This window comes from Methylobacterium sp. 190mf, from assembly GCF_900107945.1.
Classification (GTDB): Bacteria; Pseudomonadota; Alphaproteobacteria; order Rhizobiales; family Beijerinckiaceae; genus Methylobacterium.
Window position 1 is genome coordinate 25,760 of sequence record NZ_FNVI01000005.1, and the last position, 15,962, is coordinate 41,721.

The window sequence follows — 15,962 nt, forward strand, 5'->3', positions numbered from 1 at the left end:
GTCGTCCCGAGCGCTGCGACGTGCCCCGGACCCGCGGGACATCCGCCGGGCGTGGCGCTCCCGGGCCGCTTCGCTGACGCGGGTCATCGCCGGGCGGATGTTCGGGCAGACCCTCGACGGCGCGCGCGCGATCCATCAGACGTTGAGGGCGGATCGGTTCACAACGGCGGGACGGCCCGGAAGGCCGCCCGGGTCCGGCGCGCGGTGATGGCACCGCCGCGGACCCGAACGCTGACCCGCGCCATCCGGGCGCCGCCGATCCCGACGGAGACGACCATGAGCGACGCCCAGGCCCGGACCGCGCTGGTGACGGGGGCCGCCCGCGGCATCGGCCTCGCCACCGCGACCCGCTTCCTCGCCGACGGCTGGAACGTCGCCCTTCTCGACATCGACGGCCCGGGCGCGGCGGCGGCGGCCGAGCGGCTCGGCCGTCCGGAAGCCACGCTCGCGGTGACGGCCGACGTCTCCGACCCCGAGGCGGTGGCGGCGGCGATCCAGCAGGTCGCCGACCGGTTCGGCCGCCTCGACGCCCTGGTCAACAATGCCGGCATCGCGATCTTCAAGCCGCTGACCGAGACCACCTTCGCCGACTGGTCGCGGGTGCTCGCCGTCAACCTGTCCGGCCCGTTCCTGTGCACGCAGGCGGCCGTCCCGCTCCTGTCCGAGCGCGGCGGCGCCATCGTGAACATCACCTCGATCTCGGGCCTGCGCGCCTCGACGCTCCGCACCGCCTACGGCACCAGCAAGGCGGGCCTCGCGCAGCTCACCAAGCAGCAGGCCGCCGAGCTGGCGCAGTACGGGATCCGCGTGAACGCCGTCGCTCCCGGTCCGGTGGACACCGCGATGGCCAAGGCGGTGCACAGCCCCGAGATCCGGGCGGATTACCACGACGCCGTCCCGCTCGGCCGTTACGGGCTGGAGACGGAGCTCGCGGAGGCGATCGTGTTCCTCTGCTCGGAGCGCGCCTCCTACATCACCGGTCAGCAGCTCGCCGTCGACGGCGGCTTCGAGTCGACGGGAATCGGCCTGAAGACGCTGCGCGGCGCGCGCAACATCTGAACGCGTCGGCCCGATCCGCCGGGTTCGGACAGGGTTCGTTAACCCTGCCGCCGTAGCCCGGAGGCTTGGTCAACAGGCGCGGGCACCATGCCGAGACTCGGCTCCATGATCGTCGACGGTCTAGCGTTCGTCCTCGTGGCGATCGCCCTCGCGGCGGTCGTCGCCGGCTACGAGCGGAACCTGCCGGATCCGTCCGCGTCACCCGCGCTGGTCGCCGCGGGCGCCCCCGTCTGGACCGACCCCGAGACGACGGGCTCGATCGCGCCGGCCGCGGGCCCGGTCGCCCGCTGGGCGGACGCGCGACCCCCGTTCGCGGCGCCGGAGTCGGATCGCGCCGCCGGCGGAACCTGGGTGAGCCCGCCCCGCCGCTGAGGCGCCGCGGGGCGGCTCACCGAGGCTCCCGCCGCGATCACAACTGATCGTTAACTATGGTTGCCGAACCTTCCACCGCACAGCGAAGCGGAGAGGCACCCATGGCGCGCGACGGCAACCGACCCCACCCGAGCGCCCTGGCGCGGTATCCGGTTCCGATCGAGCTGATCTCGGCCCTGTTCCGCGCCGACGACGCGGAGCGCGACCGGCTGCTCGCGCCGATGCCGGCCTACGGCCGCGCCCGGATCGCCGCCTACTGCGCCGAGCACGCGCGGCTCGAGGCGCTCGGCCTGAAGGTCGCGCGCTCCTGCGACGAGGCCACGCTGGTCAGGGCTGCGGGCGTGACGGTCGGCGCCGACCTCTTCGCGCGCTCGCGGGCGCCCGCACCGGCGCCGATCCAGCTCCAGGCCGCCTGACCGACCCGCCGCGCGGAGGCCCGGCCGGCCGAGAGTGTCGGCTCGATGAATGCCCGAGCCTGTCCGGGTTCACAGCGGCCGGCGCATCCTCCTGTCATCGGCCCGGCGCGTCCGGGCCGCAGGTTCAGGAGATCGTGTCATGATGCGCGCCAAGGTGATCGGCCTCGTCGCGGTGGCCGCCGCGGCTCTCGCGACCGCCACGACGGCCAACGCGGCGCCGTTCGGCTACGGGCCGCCCGATGCCGGATCGGTGATCGAGCGCGTGGCCGGAGGCTGCGGTCCGGGCTTCCATCCCAATCCCTGGGGCCATTGCCGGCCGAACGATCGCGGCTGGGGCTGGGGCGGACCGCGGGGACCCTACGGCGGCCGGCCCGGCTACGGCGGCTACGACCGCGGTTACGGCGGCTATGGCGGCTATGGCGGCTACGAGGGCCCGCGCCGGTCCTACGGCGGCTGGTGATCCGCGTCGGCGACCCGAGTTCGGGTCGCCGCGTCCAGAGCTCGGCCCGCCGCGCGCGATCCGGATCCGCGGCCGGCCGGTGCCGGGTCAGTGCTCGGCCATCGCGTTGTCCCCTGGAACGGACAAACCCATATTCACGACGGCATAGAGCCGTATTAATCTCTTTCGGGACGCAACATAGTGTCCCGGAGATTCTTCGTCATGAGTCGCTATGTATTTGCATCCCTGATGATCGCCGGCCTGGTGGCCGGCGCCGCGCCGGCTTCCGCGCTCTCCGCGAAGGATTGCTCGGTCAAGTATCAGGCCGCCAAGCAGGCCGGCACGCTCAACGGCCAGAAGTGGAACGACTTCCGCAAGGCCGAGTGCGGTGCGGCGGCCGACAACGCCCCGACGACCGCGCCGAACCCTGTCTCGCCGACCGCGACGACAGCTCCGGCCGCGCCGCCGGCCGCCCCGCGCGCCGGGACGACGTCCGCCGCCGCGGCGTCGGCCACGTTCCCCCGCGCCGTCGATCCGAAATACGCCAAGGAATCGGCCGGCAAGGCCCGGATGCACACCTGCCTCGACAGCTACAACGCCGCGAAGGCTGCCGGCACGCTGGGCGGCATGAAGTGGATCGAGAAGGGCGGCGGCTACTACTCGGCCTGCAACCGGCAGCTCAAGGGTTGAGCGGCGGCGCTCCGGGGCGCCGAAGGCGGGCGGCCCGAGACGTACGCCGGCGGATCTGGATCCCGGGCACCGCCGCGCGGTCCCGGGATGCTGCCTTGAAACGGCTGCGCTGACGCAGCCCAGATGTCCGCGTCACCCGGGTCGGGCAGGCCGACCCGGGTGACGGTACAGGGCCTCCGGATCGTGGGCGGTCCTAGAAGGGGATGTCGTCGTCGAGGTCGTAGCCGCCGCGGCTGCCACCGCCACCGCCGCCACCCGAGGAGGCCGGGGCCGGACGCCGCTCGCCGCCCTGGGCCCGACCGCCGCCGAAATCGCCGCCGCGATCACCACCCCGACCACCGCCGAAGTCGCCGCCACGGCTGATCTGGCCGCCGCCCTCGTCCTCGCCGGCGAAGTCGCCGCCGCCGCCGCCGCGCCCGTCGAGGATCGTCATCTCGCCGCGGAAGCGCTGGAGCACCACCTCGGTCGTGTACTTCTCGACGCCGGAATTGTCGGTCCACTTCCGGGTCTGGAGCTGGCCCTCGATGTAGACCTTCGAGCCCTTGCGCAGGTACTGCTCGGCCACCCGGGCGAGGTTGTCGTTGTAGATCACGACCGAGTGCCACTCGGTCTTCTCCTTGCGCTCGCCGGTCGCCTTGTCCTTCCACGACTCCGACGTCGCGAGCCGGAGGTTGCAGACCGGGTCGCCCGAACCGAGGCGGCGCATCTCGGGATCGCGCCCGAGATTGCCCACCAGAATCACCTTGTTGACGCTGCCCGCCATCGCTCTCTCCTAGTCGTACGGATCTCACAGGGCATCTGCCCGGCGGCGCGCGAACCATGCGCCCGGGCCTCCGGAGCGGCAACCGGCGGGGCGGGCTTGTGCCCGCTTTCCGCAGCGCCGACGGATCGATTTGTTCTATATCTGTTCCGTTTGGGCAGCAAGCCGCTCTCAGGCGACGCGGACGACGAGCTTGCCGAAATTCCGACCTTTCAACAGGCCGATGAACGCCTCGGCGGCGTTCTCCAGCCCCTCGACCACGTCCTCGCGGTAGCGGACGCGCCCGTCCTGGATCCAGCCGGCGACCTCCTTGCGGAATGTGTCCGCCTGCTCGGCGAAGTCCCAGACGATGAAGCCCTGGATGTGCAGCCGGTTGGTCAGGACCGCGCGCATCAGGCTGGGCAGGCGGTCCGGGCCGGGGGGCACCTCGGTGGCGTTGTAGGCGGAGACGAGGCCGCAGACCGGGATCCGCGCGAACGGGTTGAGCAGCGGCAGCACGGCGGCGAAGACCGCGCCGCCGACATTCTCGAAGTACACGTCGATGCCCTTCGGGCAGGCGGCCGCCAGCGCGCCCGGCAGGTCGGACCCGCGATGGTCGATCGCGGCGTCGAAGCCGAGCTCCTCGGTGAGGTAGCGGCACTTCTCGGGGCCGCCCGCGATCCCGACGGCGCGGGCGCCGTGGATCTTGGCGATCTGGCCGACCAGGGAGCCCACGGGGCCGGCGGCGGCGGCCACCACGACGGTCTCGCCGAATTTCGGCCGGCCGATGTTGAGGAGGCCGGTATAGGCGGTCATGCCCGGCATCCCGAGCACGCCCAGCGCCGTGGAGGGCGGGGCGGCATCGGGGTCGACCTTGCGCGAGCCCTTGGCGTCGGTGACGAAGTACTCCTGCCAGCCCGCGAAGGCTGTCAGCAGGTCGCCCACGGCGTGATCCGGGTGGTTGGAGGCGACCACCTCGCCCACCGTCTCGGCGGTGATCGGCGCGCCGATCTCGACGGGCGCCGCGTAGGATTTCGCGTCGCTCATCCGGCCGCGCATGTAGGGGTCCAGCGACAGCCAGCGGGTGCGCAGGAGGACCTGGCCGGGTCCGGGCTGCGGCACCGGCACCTCCTCCAGGCGGAAATTCTCGGGCCGCGGCTCGCCGTGCGGGCGCGAGGCCAGGACGATGCGGCGGTTCATGGCGGTGGTCATTCCGGACTCCGGGACACGGGCTTCCGCCCCGATCTGGGGCGCCGGGCCCGCGAGGCAAACGCGCCGCCGCGATCGCGCGGCCGAGTCGCGCGTTGTCCCGACTCGAGAGCGCGGAGCGGCGGCATGCGGGAGACGGCACTGGGACTCGGGCTGGCAGCTATGGCGGCGGGGGCCGCCCTGGCCGGTCCCCTCGATAGCTATCGCGACCGGGCGCGGGTGCTGGTGCTGTCGGCGCCCGAGGCCGGGGACGCGCAGCTCCGGGCGCAGCGGGCGGCGCTGGCCTCGGTCCGCACCGGCGTCGCCGAGCGCGACCTCGTGGTGCTCGAAGCGGTCGGCGCGGGGGCCGAGGCGCGGGCCCTGCGCGAGCGCCTCGGCCTGCCCGCGGACAGCTTCCGCGCGGTCCTGGTCGGCAAGGACGGGGGTGCCAAGATCACCGAAGCGGCGCCGATCGCGCCGCAGAGGCTGTTCGCCACCATCGACGCGATGCCGATGCGCCGCAGCGAGATGCGCGAGCGCCGCTAGGGCCCGATCCCCTGTGAACGGCGGGGCCGCGGACACCATCGGTTAAGCCTACCGGCCTATCACCGAAACGTGTCGACGGCCGCGTACCGGCCGTCCGTTGAGGCCCGCCAGGACGCTCGGACGAGACGCTCGAATCGATGACCCGACAACAAGTCGCCACCGCCATCCGCCGCCTCGTCGACCTGCAGGTCGAGGATATCGAGCGCGCGGTCCGCGACGGCCACAAGACCATCGCGCTGAACGAGCTGGCGGATCTGAACCGCCAGCTCAAGGCCTTCGCGGCCGCCCTCAGGAAGGCGCCGGCCCGCATCTGAGCCGGATTCCCACGCTACCAGCGCGGCCCGCCCCAGCGACGGGGCGGGATGTCCTCCGGCGGCGGGGGAGGCGGCGGCGGCCCGCGGTCGACGACCGGCTCGTCGCAGACCCGCACTCGTCGCAGCACCGGCTCCCCGTCCGGACCGAAGCGCCGCCGCACGAATTCCCGGCACGCCTCCGGGGACGCTTCTGGGGGCGCCGCTGTGAAGCGGGGACCGCGGACTTCGGATTCGGGCCGCGGTCCCGGAGAGGGCGGCGGTGGCCGGCGCTCCGGCTCGTCGTCCTGGGCGGGCCCGCCGTCGCCGTGCGGCGGGTAGGGGCCGTCGAAATCGGCGGCCAGGGCCGGGCCGGCGGCGAGGAGCAGGGCGCAGAAGCCGGTTCGTAAGAGGAGACGACGAGCGGGCACGGTGGCCTCGGCGTGAGCGGGCACGCGGGGATCGCGGCCATCATCGCCGGAGGATGCGACCGGGCGCCTGAACCGCCTCCGAGCCGCGGTGTCGGCCGCCGTTCAGCCGGCTACTTCTGCATCGCGTTCACTTCGCACTGGGCGTAGTCCGCGCTCGCCTTCACGTAGGCATTGAGCTTCTGCAGGTAGGCCTCGGCGATCGGCCGGAAGGCCTGCGCCTGCAGGTTATAGGCCTTGATCGCGTCGTTGTAGCTGTAGGCCTCCCAGCCCGGGCAGCCCTCCTTGGCGTCGAGGCAGGCGGGCTTCGGCGGCAGCTCCGGCTTGGCCGGGCGCGCGGAGGCCGGCGGCGGCGCGGGCGGCGTGCAGGCCGCGGCTGCCGGTGCGGCGGCGGCCGGCGGCGCGGCGGGCGCCGCCTTGGCGGCCGGCTTCGCGGCCTGGGTCGCGGGGGGCGTCGCGAAGGCGAGGGTCGGCGCGAGCAAGCCCGCGATCAGGAGAGGCGTGCCGCGCATGGCGTCTCGAAAGCTCCGCTGGGCCCGGGGCCGCCGGCGGCGGAGGACCGGGAGCGGGTTCTGCGGCATCAGGCCGACGGCGACAAGGGCTCCCGGACGGGCTCCCGGATAGGCTCCCGGCGGGCCGCCCGGGCCGGTCGCCTGCCCGGTGCCGGGGCCTTCGGGCCGCGCACGAGCGCCACGAGCGGGAGCGACAGGCCGACGGCCAGCACCCACCAGGCCGGCCGGATCGGCCCGGAGAAGTCCAGGTTGGCGGCGAGGACGAGGTTGGCCGGCACACCGCTGGCGAGGCCGTACCACGCGGCCTCCAGGCCGGCGGTCGCGAGCCCGGCGACGATCGCCAGGAGGAGGAGCGACCAGGGCCGCTCCGGCCACTGGAAGCGCCGCATCACCCGCCAGCCCATCAGCAGCAGGAACAGGCCCGCCGAGAAGACCGGGTCGGTGACATCGATCTTCGACTGCAGGAAGTAGTGGACCAGGGCCGCCACGGCGATCGTGTAGGTGAGGCGGTGCAGGCGATTCCAGTTCGGGCCGAGGTTGCGGATCGCCGCGTCCGTGGAGGTCAACCCTAAAGCGATCAGGCCGATCAGGGCCACGAAGCCGATCGTCAGGTAGAGCCGGAGCGCGATCTCGGAGATCACCTTGGTGAGGATCAGGTTCTGGTCGACGGCGTAGAGGGTCAGATGGGCCACCGCGTAGGCCATCACGGTGACGCCGAGCATGCGCCGCACGACGAGGACCTTCGGCCAGTCCGCGAGGCGGCGCAGCGGCGAGATCGCCAGCGAGAAGAGCAGGAAGCGCACCGCCCACTCGCCGGTGGCGTGGATCAGCGCGGTGATCGGCTTCGCCCCGAGGGCGTCGAGCCGGTAGGCGGCCGCGAGGTAGAGCGCGGGCGCGACGCAGCACGCGAACACCGCGAGCTTCAGCCAGGAGAGGCGGCCGGCCCGGTCGAGCCAGGGGAGGGGGATGCCGAGGGCGGCGGCCGAGCGATCGATCATGGGTCCGAACGGAAGCTTCGCGGTGGACGACGGCGCCGCGCCGGTGGCCCGGGCCACCGGCGGGAACGGCTGCCCGGGCCATCGGTGCCGTCACGGGTCGGTTCGCCGCGGGCGTTCGCGGGTTACAGGGCGGCGTTGACCTGTGTTGTGGTTGACCGCGCCGTTCCCGCGGCGAGATAGCGGGACGACGGACGTTGGAGGGATCCCATGCAGTATCGCACGCTCGGCCGCTCGGGCCTCAAGGTCTCGCCGATCTGTCTCGGCACGATGATGTTCGGCGGCCCCACCGACGAGGCCACGGCCGGCCGCGTCGTCGCCAGCGCCCGGGAGGCCGGGATCAACTTCATCGACACGGCCAACGTCTACACGGAGGGCCGCTCGGAGGAGATCACCGGCCGGGCGATCCGGGCAGAGCGCGACGCCTGGGTCCTGGCCACCAAGGTTGCCAACCCGACCGGGCCGGGCGTCAACGACCGCGGCCTCTCGCGGGTCCACGTGATGAAGGCCGCCGAGGACAGCCTGCGCCGCCTCGGCACGGATTTCATCGACATCTACTACCTCCACAAGGAGGACCACGACACGCCGCTGGCCGAGACGGTCCGGGCGATCGCCGACCTCGTGCGGGCGGGCAAGATCCGCCATTTCGGCGTCTCGAATCACCGCTCCTGGCGGGTCGCCGAGATCTGTCGGCTCTGCGACGAGGCCGGGATCGACCGGCCGGTGGTGAGCCAGCCCTACTACAACGCCTTCAATAGGATGCCGGAGACCGAGCACCTGCCCGCCTGCGCGCATTTCGGGCTCGGCGTGGTGCCGTACTCGCCGCTCGCGCGCGGCGTGCTCACCGGCAAGTACGACCCCGACGCGCCGCCGCCGGCCGAGTCGCGCGCCGGCCGCCAGGACGCCCGGATGATGCAGACCGAGTGGCGCCCGGAATCCCTGCGCATCGCCCGGACCCTGAGGGAGCACGCCGAGGCCCGCGGCATCACGGCCGGCCAGTTCGCCACCGCGTGGGTGCTGAACAACCGCCTCGTCACCGGCGTGATCGCCGGGCCGCGCACGGAGGCGCAGTGGCAGGAATATCTCGGCGCCCTGGACTACGCCTTCACCCCGGAGGACGAGGCGCTGGTCGACGGGTTCGTGGCCGCGGGGCATCCGACGACGCCGGGCTACAACGATCCGGCCTATCCGCTGGAGGGGCGGGTGCCGCGCAGCGGCTGAGCAAAGGCGATCTCCGACCGAACCCCTCGTCCCGGGGTGCAAGCGCGGCGAGCCTCGAAGGAGGGCTCCTTCGAGGCCTCCGCGACGCTCCGGCACCGCGGGATAAGGCCGAGGACGGGACGAGCGGGCTCGCGCGGCGCGGCGGATCCACCTTGCGCTCCGGGCCGAGGGCCGCTATCTAGCTCTCAACAGTTCTGATGGCAGTCGAGAGGCTGCGGTTCGGGAGTGGGCCCCACCGGGTCCGCTCTTTTTTTTCGCCGCACATCCTCTCGCCGCACGAGGCCCCACGCCGCGGGCGGCCAGGCAGAACGCCGCGAAGGTTGCGCGCTGAACACCCATGTCGTCCGAGATTGAAGCGGATCTGTCCGAGAAGCGCCTCGTCCGCGAGGCCGGAGTCGCCGCGCGCGTCGCGCAGGCGATCGAGGGGCCGCTCGCGGGCCTCGGCTTCCGGCTGGTCCGGGTGCGGATGTCCAACGTCAACGGCTGCACCGTGCAGATCATGGCGGAGCGTCCGGACGGCACCTTCACGATCGACGATTGCGAGGCGGTGAGCCGCGCGATCTCGCCGATCCTCGACGTCGACGATCCGGTGGGCGGCGCCTACAACCTCGAAGTATCCTCGCCGGGGATCGACCGGCCGCTGGTGCGGGTCTCGGACTTCGCCCGCTGGGCCGGCTACGAGGCCAAGGTCGAGCTGAGCCCGCCGCTGGACGGGCGCAAGCGCTTCCGCGGCATCCTCGGCGCGCCGGACCCGACGGGCGCGACCGTCCCGATCGACCTGCCCGACGTGAAGGAAGGGCTGCCGAGCCGCATCGACCTGCCGCTGAAGGACCTCGCCGAGGCCCATCTCGTCCTCACCGACGAGCTGATCCGCGAGTCGCTGCGCCGCGGCGGGCCGCCCGCCACGGATGAGGCCGACGAGGCCGAGGACGAGGAGGACGCCGCGGAGAGCGCGCCGCCGGCGCGCGCGCCCTTCCAGCCGAAGGGCCCCCGCAAGGCCAGCCCCGCGGCGAAGCCCAAGCATCCGGCCCGGACCGGTCCCAAGAAGCCGGTCGTGACCAAGGCATCCCGGCTCAAGGACCGCGACTCCCTGCACTGAGACCCCAGCGTCGGCCGCCCAGCGGCCGGCCCGAAGATTTGACGGAAGAGAAGGACCGACACCGATGGCCGTCGTCAGCGCCAACAGGCTCGAACTCCTCCAGATCGCCGACGCGGTCGCCCGCGAGAAGGTGATCGACCGCTCCATCGTGATCGACGCGATGGAGGAGGCGATCGCCAAGGCGGCCCGCTCCCGCTACGGCGCCGAGACCGACGTTCACGCCGAGATCGACCCGAAGACCGGGGCGCTGCGCCTCTCGCGTCACCTCCTGGTCGTCGATCAGGTCGAGAACGATGCCCGCGAGATCACCCTCGATCAGGCCCGCCGCTACAACCCGGGCGCGCTGGTCGGCGACGTGATCTCCGACACCCTGCCGCCCTTCGATTTCGGCCGCGTGGCCGCGCAGTCGGCCAAGCAGGTCATCGTCCAGAAGGTCCGCGACGCCGAGCGCGCCCGCCAGTTCGACGAGTACAAGGACCGGATCGGCGAGATCCTCAACGGCATCGTGAAGCGCGTCGAGTACGGCAACGTGATCGTCGATCTCGGCCGCGGCGAGGGCATCGTGCGCCGGGACGAGATGATCCCGCGCGAGACCTTCCGGCCGGGTGACCGGATCCGCTCCTACCTGTTCGACGTGCGCTCGGAAGTGCGCGGCCCGCAGATCTTCCTGTCGCGCTCGCACCCGCAATTCATGGCCAAGCTGTTCGGCCAGGAAGTGCCGGAGATCTACGACGGCATCGTCGAGGTGAAGGCGGTGGCCCGCGATCCGGGCTCCCGCGCCAAGATCGCGGTGATCTCGCGCGACGGCAGCATCGACCCGGTCGGTGCCTGCGTCGGTATGCGTGGCTCGCGCGTGCAGGCCGTCGTCGGCGAGCTGCAGGGCGAGAAGATCGACATCATCCCGTGGTCCGAGGACGAGGCGACCTTCATCGTCAACGCGCTCCAGCCCGCCGAGGTGGTGAAGGTGGTGCTCGACGAGGAGGCCGACCGCATCGAGGTGGTGGTGCCGGACGACCAGCTGTCGCTGGCGATCGGCCGCCGCGGCCAGAACGTGCGCCTCGCCTCGCAGCTCACCGGCTGGGACATCGACATCCTGACCGAGGCCGAGGAATCGGAGCGCCGCCAGAAGGAGTTCGCCGAGCGGACCCAGGTCTTCATGGAGGCGCTCGACGTCGACGAGACCGTCGGCCAGCTGCTCGCCGCGGAAGGCTTCCGCAACGTCGAGGAGATCGCCTACGTCGACATCCAGGAGCTCTCCGGCATCCAGGGTCTCGACGAGGAGACCGGCACCGAGATCCAGGCCCGCGCCCAGGACCACCTCGCCCGGATCGAGCAGGCGCACGACGCCCGCCGCACCGAGCTCGGCGTCGCCGACGAGCTGCGGGAGATCGAGGGCATCACCACGCCCATGATGGTCGCCCTCGGCGAGAACGACGTGAAGACCGTCGAGGATCTGGCGGGCTGCGCCACCGACGACCTCGTCGGCTACACGGAGGGCCGCGGTCCCGAGGCCGTGCGCCACGCCGGCTACCTCGACGGGTTCGACCTGTCCCGCGCCGAGGCCGAGGCCCTGATCATGGCCGCCCGCCTGAAGGCCGGCTGGATCGAGGCCCTGCCGGAGCCGGAGGCCGAGGAGGGTGCCGAGGCGGCCGAGGGCGACGAGGCCGCCCCCGCGCAGGTTGAGGCCTGAGGCGGGCGCCGGCGGCGGAGGCGCGATGGTCGCGGTCGACACGACCCTGCCCGAGGACGGGCTGGATGCCGGGGGGCTCGATGCCGGCCCCGGCCGCCGCTCGCCCGAGCGGACCTGCATCGTCACGCGCGTCGTCCAGGCGCCGGACGCGATGATCCGGTTCGTGCGCGGGCCGGACGGCAGCGTCGTGCCCGACCTGCGCGCCAAGCTGCCGGGCCGCGGCGCCTGGATCAGCGCCCGGCGCGAGGCTGTCGCGACCGCGGTGCGGAAGAACCTGTTCTCGCGGGCGTTCAAGGGGCCGACCCCGGCCGCCCCCGACCTGCCGGACCGGATCGCCGCCGGGCTGCGGGACGACCTGCGGCAGGCCATCGCCATGGCCAACAAGGCGGGCTGCGTGGTCGCGGGCTTCTCGAAGGTCGAGGCCGCGATCGGCGGGCAGCCGGGCGCCATTGCGGTGATTCATGCCGCCGAGGCGAGCCCGGACGGCCGGCGGAAGATCGCGTCGGCCTTGCACAGGCGCCACGGCGGGGCCATGTCAAGGATCCCGATCATCGATGACCTGTCCGAGGACGAATTGGACATGGCCTTAGGTCGGGATCATGTGATACACGCTGCGCTCGTCGCAGGAGCCGGAGCCGCCGGCTGCCTGTCGCGTTGGCGTCGGCTACGCTCCTTCGAGGGCGCCGCCGCGGCGACCGGGGAGCCCGATCCAGCCCGAATCGGCGGGATCGACGAAGCCTCACGTTGACGACGCAGGACTATTTTGACCGGCGCCACCGGGTGTCGGTTCACGGGACGATGGAAACCCTCAGGGTTCAGGCTGAATGAGCGATACGAACAACCCGGGCGACAAGACTCTGAACCGGACTTCCCCGAAGCCGCTCGGCCTCAAGCGGCCGATCGAGGCGGGCACCGTGCGTCAGAGCTTCTCCCATGGCCGCTCCAAGCAGGTCGTGGTCGAGACGGTGAAGCGCCGCGTCATCGGTGCGGCGCCGGCCGCCCCTGCCCGTGAACCCGCGCCGGCCCCACGCCCGGCGGCCCCCGCGCCGACGGCGCCGGCTCCGCGTCCGGCGCAGCGCGCCGCTTCGGGGGTCGTCCTGCGCACCCTGAGCGAGCAGGAGAGTGCGGCCCGCGCCGCCGCCCTCGCCGACGCGCAGCGCCGCGAGGCCGAGGCCCGCCGCAAGGTGGAGGCCGAGGCCGAGGCGCGCCGTCGCGAGGCCGAGGAGCAGGCCCGCCGCGAGCGCGAGGCCGCCGAGGCCCGCCGTCGCGAGGACGAGGAGCGCAAGGCCGCGGCTGCGGCCGCCGCTGCCGCGGCGGCTGACGCTGCCAAGGCCGCCGAGGCTCAGGCCGCCGCCCCCGCACCCGCGGCCGACGCCCCCGCCGCGACACCGGCCCGTCCGGCCGAGGCGCCGGCCCAGCCGGCCGCTGCCCGTCCCGCCGCCGCGGCGCCGGCGCGCCCCGCGGCAGCGCCGGCCCGTCAGCCCGAGGCGGCCCGTCCGGCCGCCGCGCGCCCAGCTGCCTCCGCCGCGGCTCCGGCCGCTCCGCGCCCGCCGCTGACGCCGCGCCCCTCCACGGGCGAGCCGCGCAAGACCATCACGGCCGACTCGCGCAAGCCGCGCGACCTCAACTTCATGGCCCGTCCGGCTCCGGCGCCCGAGCCCGAGAAGAGCGCGACGCCGGCGACCGCCGCGCGTCCCGCCGGCGCGGGGGCCGCGGCGCGCCCCGCCGGTCGCGGTGCCCAGACCAACGAGGACGAGTCCGAGACCAAGCGGGTGATCCGCCGTCCCGGCATGCCGCTCAAGATCATCGCGCCGCCGAAGACCCCGAAATCTCCGGGCGGCGACCGCAACCGCGGCCGCCTGACCATCGCCAACGCGACCTCGGGCGAGGACGAGCGCACGCGCTCGGTCGCCTCGTTCCGCCGCCGCCAGCAGCGCATGAGCGGCCGCGGCCACGTGGAGCAGAAGGAGAAGCTGTCCCGCGAGGTGACGATCCCCGAGACGATCACCATCCAGGAACTCGCCAACCGCATGTCGGAGCGGGCCGTGGACGTGATCCGTCTGCTGATGAAGCAGGGCCAGATCCACAAGATCACCGACGTGATCGATTCGGACACCGCCCAGCTCATCGCCGAGGAACTCGGCCACACGGTGCGCCGCGTCGCCGAGTCCGACGTCGAGGAGGGCCTCTCCTCCGACGAGCCGGATCTGGAGGAGGATCTCGATCCCCGTCCGCCGGTGGTCACCATCATGGGCCACGTCGACCACGGCAAGACGTCGCTGCTCGACGCGATCCGCAAGGAGAACGTGGTCGAGGGCGAGGCCGGCGGCATCACCCAGCACATCGGCGCCTATCAGGTCGCGTCGCCCTCCGGCGACATGATCACCTTCATCGACACCCCGGGCCACGCGGCGTTCACGTCGATGCGCGCCCGCGGCGCCAAGGTCACCGATATCGTGGTGATCGTGGTGGCGGCCGATGACGGCGTCATGCCCCAGACCATCGAGGCCATCCAGCACGCCAAGGCAGCCGGTGTCCCGATGATCATCGCGGTCAACAAGATCGACAAGCCGGATGCCAAGCCGGAGCGGGTCCGCACGGAGCTGCTGCAGCACGACATCCAGGTCGAGTCGATGGGCGGTGAGACCCTCGAGTTCGAGGTCTCGGCCAAGACCGGCGCCGGCCTGCCGCAGCTCCTGGAGGGCATCCAGATCCAGGCCGAGATCATGAACCTGCGCGCGAACGAGAAGCGCGACGGCGAGGGCACGGTCATCGAGGCCCAGCTCGACCGCGGCCGCGGCCCCGTGGCCACGGTCCTGGTCCAGCGCGGCACCCTGTTCACCGGCGACATCGTCGTGGCGGGCGCCGAGTGGGGCCGCGTGCGCGCCCTGATCGACGATCTCGGCGAGAACGTGCAGTACGCCGGGCCGTCGGTGCCGGTGGAGGTGCTGGGCTTCAACGGCACGCCGGATGCCGGCGACCGCGTGATCGTGGTGCCGAACGAGGCCCGCGCCCGCGAGGTCACCGAGTACCGCGCCCGTCAGAAGCGGGAGCGCCAGAACGCGCGGACCGGCGGTGCCAACCGCTCGCTGGTCGATATGATGCGCGACCTCAAGGAAGGCGCCGGCCGCAAGGAGCTGCCGGTCGTCATCAAGGGCGACGTGCAGGGCTCGGTCGAGGCGATCTCGGGCGCCCTGGAGAAGCTCGGCAACGACGAGGTCGCGGCCCGCATCCTCCTGGCCGGCGTCGGCGGCATCACCGAGTCGGACATCACCCTGGCGCAGGCGTCGAAGGCCGTCGTCATCGGCTTCAACGTGCGCGCCCACAAGGAGGCCCGCGAGGCCGCCGAGCGGGCGGGCATCGAGATCCGCTACTACAACATCATCTACGACCTCGTGGACGACATCAAAGCCACGCTGTCGGGGATGCTGCCGCCGACGCTCCGCGAGGAGCGCCTGGGCGAGGCGACGATCCAGGAGGTCTTCGAGGTCTCCAAGGTCGGCAAGGTCGCGGGTTGCCGCGTCACCGACGGCATCGTGGAGCGCGGCGCGCATGTCCGCCTCATCCGCGACAGCGTCGTGATCCACGAGGGCAAGCTCAAGACGCTCAAGCGCTTCAAGGACGACGCGAAGGAAGTCACCTCCGGTCAGGAGTGCGGCATGGCCTTCGAGAACTTCGAGAACATGCGCGCGGGCGACGTGATCGAGTGCTACCGGGTCGAGGAGATCCGCCGCACCCTCTGACGCTCCGGACTCATCCGGACAGGGCGGCCGCGGCACCTGCCGCGGCCGTCTTTTCTTTTTTCAGGACGTGCGCCGTCCGCTCCGGCGGGCCGGCCCGAGACAGAATGGCCCAGAAACCGACCTCCACCGGCCCCTCGCAGCGCCAGCAGCGCGTGGCCGAACTCGTGCGCCACGCGCTGGCCGAGGTGCTCCAGCGCGGCGATATCCAGGATCCGGTGCTCGGCACGCATGTCGTGACCGTGCCGGAGGTGCGGATGTCGCCGGACCTGAAGCTCGCCACGGCCTACGTGATGCCGCTCGGCGGCCTCGACGAGGCGCCGGTGATCGCCGCCCTGGAGCGCCACCGGAAGGTGCTGCGCCAGGAGGTGGCCCGGCGGGTGAACCTGAAATTCGCGCCGGAATTGCGGTTCCGGCGGGACGAGACCTTCGACGAGGCCGCGCGCATCGACCGGCTGCTGCGGGACGAGCGGGTCCAGCGGGACCTCGAGTCCGGGCCCGAGGACGACGAACCGGAGACCGGGACGGGGCATTGAGT

At 72.7% G+C, this 15,962-nt stretch carries 18 protein-coding genes; 13 read left to right on the plus strand and 5 right to left on the minus strand.

Annotated elements, in window-relative coordinates; all coding sequences use genetic code 11:
* Positions 1–276 precede the first annotated feature (276 nt).
* From C4T42_RS07225 to C4T42_RS07245, 5 genes are all read left to right on the plus strand, one after another.
* Positions 277–1,059, plus strand: a complete 783-nt coding sequence (locus C4T42_RS07225) for an SDR family oxidoreductase (protein ID WP_026604859.1) — start codon at positions 277–279, stop codon at positions 1,057–1,059.
* Between the two features lie 87 nt (positions 1,060–1,146).
* Positions 1,147–1,431, plus strand: a complete 285-nt coding sequence (locus tag C4T42_RS07230; protein WP_244539825.1) for a hypothetical protein — start codon at positions 1,147–1,149, stop codon at positions 1,429–1,431.
* A gap of 101 nt (positions 1,432–1,532) precedes the next feature.
* Positions 1,533–1,847 carry a hypothetical protein gene (locus C4T42_RS07235; RefSeq protein WP_020092728.1) on the plus strand — a complete coding sequence of 105 codons (315 nt, stop codon included), beginning with the start codon at positions 1,533–1,535 and terminating at the stop codon, positions 1,845–1,847.
* A 139-nt stretch (positions 1,848–1,986) separates the two neighbouring features.
* The gene (locus C4T42_RS07240) at positions 1,987–2,307 is read left to right on the plus strand and encodes a hypothetical protein (protein WP_020092727.1); all 321 of its coding nucleotides are present in this window, start codon (positions 1,987–1,989) and stop codon (positions 2,305–2,307) included.
* A gap of 201 nt (positions 2,308–2,508) precedes the next feature.
* Positions 2,509–2,976 carry a hypothetical protein gene (locus C4T42_RS07245; protein WP_026604858.1) on the plus strand — a complete coding sequence of 156 codons (468 nt, stop codon included), beginning with the start codon at positions 2,509–2,511 and terminating at the stop codon, positions 2,974–2,976.
* Positions 2,977–3,169: 193 nt separating this feature from the next.
* Here the strand turns inward: C4T42_RS07245 and ssb are convergent, their stop codons facing one another.
* Both ssb and C4T42_RS07255 read right to left on the minus strand, forming a co-directional pair.
* Positions 3,170–3,739: a single-stranded DNA-binding protein gene (gene ssb / locus C4T42_RS07250; RefSeq protein WP_020092725.1), complete on the minus strand. Its 570-nt coding sequence runs from the start codon at positions 3,737–3,739 to the stop codon at positions 3,170–3,172.
* Positions 3,740–3,907: 168 nt separating this feature from the next.
* Entirely contained in the window at positions 3,908–4,927 is a 1,020-nt protein-coding gene (locus C4T42_RS07255) for an NADP-dependent oxidoreductase (RefSeq protein ID WP_020092724.1), read from the minus strand.
* 123 nt (positions 4,928–5,050) lie between these two features.
* On the opposite strand from C4T42_RS07255, the gene C4T42_RS07260 reads away from it, so the two are divergent.
* Both C4T42_RS07260 and C4T42_RS31890 read left to right on the plus strand, forming a co-directional pair.
* Positions 5,051–5,449, plus strand: coding sequence for a DUF4174 domain-containing protein (locus tag C4T42_RS07260; protein WP_026604857.1), 399 nt, complete (start codon positions 5,051–5,053; stop codon positions 5,447–5,449).
* A 137-nt stretch (positions 5,450–5,586) separates the two neighbouring features.
* Positions 5,587–5,763: a hypothetical protein gene (locus tag C4T42_RS31890; protein ID WP_012320668.1), complete on the plus strand. Its 177-nt coding sequence runs from the start codon at positions 5,587–5,589 to the stop codon at positions 5,761–5,763.
* Positions 5,764–5,777: 14 nt separating this feature from the next.
* On the opposite strand, the gene C4T42_RS31895 is transcribed toward C4T42_RS31890, so the two are convergent.
* The 3 genes from C4T42_RS31895 to C4T42_RS07275 all read right to left on the minus strand — a co-directional run bounded on the left by C4T42_RS31895 (position 5,778) and on the right by C4T42_RS07275 (position 7,677).
* Positions 5,778–6,194 carry a hypothetical protein gene (locus C4T42_RS31895; RefSeq protein WP_128083293.1) on the minus strand — a complete coding sequence of 139 codons (417 nt, stop codon included), beginning with the start codon at positions 6,192–6,194 and terminating at the stop codon, positions 5,778–5,780.
* A gap of 86 nt (positions 6,195–6,280) precedes the next feature.
* Positions 6,281–6,679, minus strand: coding sequence for a hypothetical protein (locus C4T42_RS07270; RefSeq protein ID WP_020092722.1), 399 nt, complete (start codon positions 6,677–6,679; stop codon positions 6,281–6,283).
* Positions 6,680–6,747: 68 nt separating this feature from the next.
* Positions 6,748–7,677: a protein-methionine-sulfoxide reductase heme-binding subunit MsrQ gene (locus C4T42_RS07275; protein ID WP_042671449.1), complete on the minus strand. Its 930-nt coding sequence runs from the start codon at positions 7,675–7,677 to the stop codon at positions 6,748–6,750.
* 207 nt (positions 7,678–7,884) lie between these two features.
* Between C4T42_RS07275 and C4T42_RS07280 the strand changes: the two genes are divergently transcribed.
* The 6 genes from C4T42_RS07280 (at position 7,885) to rbfA (ending at position 15,960) form a co-directional block, all read left to right on the plus strand.
* Positions 7,885–8,895, plus strand: a complete 1,011-nt coding sequence (locus C4T42_RS07280) for an aldo/keto reductase (RefSeq protein ID WP_020092720.1) — start codon at positions 7,885–7,887, stop codon at positions 8,893–8,895.
* 337 nt (positions 8,896–9,232) lie between these two features.
* Positions 9,233–9,994, plus strand: coding sequence for a ribosome maturation factor RimP (rimP, locus tag C4T42_RS07285; RefSeq protein ID WP_103984956.1), 762 nt, complete (start codon positions 9,233–9,235; stop codon positions 9,992–9,994).
* Positions 9,995–10,058: 64 nt separating this feature from the next.
* Positions 10,059–11,684 (plus strand): transcription termination factor NusA, encoded by a 1,626-nt coding sequence (gene nusA, locus C4T42_RS07290; protein WP_042671441.1) that lies wholly within the window; start codon positions 10,059–10,061, stop codon positions 11,682–11,684.
* A gap of 25 nt (positions 11,685–11,709) precedes the next feature.
* Positions 11,710–12,432 carry an RNA-binding protein gene (locus tag C4T42_RS07295; RefSeq protein WP_020092717.1) on the plus strand — a complete coding sequence of 241 codons (723 nt, stop codon included), beginning with the start codon at positions 11,710–11,712 and terminating at the stop codon, positions 12,430–12,432.
* Positions 12,433–12,508: 76 nt separating this feature from the next.
* Complete coding sequence (gene infB, locus C4T42_RS07300) at positions 12,509–15,427, plus strand: translation initiation factor IF-2 (protein ID WP_100251352.1); 2,919 nt, start codon at positions 12,509–12,511, stop codon at positions 15,425–15,427.
* Between the two features lie 104 nt (positions 15,428–15,531).
* Positions 15,532–15,960 carry a 30S ribosome-binding factor RbfA gene (gene rbfA / locus C4T42_RS07305; protein WP_020092715.1) on the plus strand — a complete coding sequence of 143 codons (429 nt, stop codon included), beginning with the start codon at positions 15,532–15,534 and terminating at the stop codon, positions 15,958–15,960.
* The last annotated feature ends 2 nt before the right edge of the window (positions 15,961–15,962 follow it).